Source organism: Vibrio sp. 03_296 (assembly GCF_002265885.1).
Genome location: NZ_NPKW01001049.1, coordinates 1 through 827, shown reverse-complemented (window position 1 = coordinate 827; position 827 = coordinate 1). Strand labels below are relative to the sequence as shown.

Here is an 827-nt window from a genome sequence, read left to right as displayed (position 1 = left end):
ACCGAGCTGAACACCATTTCGGAAAACAACATGCACTCAGCGCAAGAGTGTTTGAGAGAAGTAGACCTTGTCTCCGAGCAAGCGCATTCGATGGACAACGCGGTCGCTCAGTTTAAAACTCGTCAACGTTAATAGCATTCAATGCTTATAAAATGCCCAACTCAGTTGGGGATTTTTTATCGGTCAGAAGAAGAGGTTCTTCTCACTATTCATCATCCAATGGAATGAGCTTGGTGCTGCCTCCGTGCGCTTGCTCCCGCTTTCTTTGCACCAAACGCATAGAAACCAGGGATCAGGAAGGTACCGGCCAATAACACGCACAGCAAGCCGCCAACAAGAGAGATGCCCAGTGAGTTTTGACTCACATGACCAGCGCCTGCAGCGAAAATCAAGCGGGAAATCCCGAGAATAAACGCCAAGATGTCATGTTTACGGCCCTGAAGCGCAGTTTACCACCTTGAACGGCAGCCTCATCAATGGCCACCTCTTTCTCTTCCCTTTGCTGCTTGGCAAATTCCACAATCAAGATGGCATTCTTGGCCGCCAGGGCGATGAGAAGAACCAAACCTATCTGAGCATAGAGATTCAGTGGTGTCCCGGTTAAGTTCAGCGCAAGGAATGATCCTAACGTCGCCACGGGTACCACCAAAATAATCGCCAACGGAATGGTCCAACTTTCATACTGAGCCACCATGAACAGGTAGATGAAAATTAAACGCCAGCGCAAAAGCGTAAATCGCTTGGTTTCCTGCCAATACTTCTTGATACGCCATACCAGTCCACTCGTAAGTGTACCCTTGAGGAAGCAGCTCGTGCCGCAATGCGTT

General features: G+C 49.1%; 1 pseudogene. It reads right to left on the bottom strand.

Annotated features, from left to right (window positions below):
• Positions 1-205: 205 nt before the first annotated feature.
• A pseudogene (locus CIK04_RS29750) lies at positions 206-827 on the bottom strand (efflux RND transporter permease subunit); the annotation flags it as partial.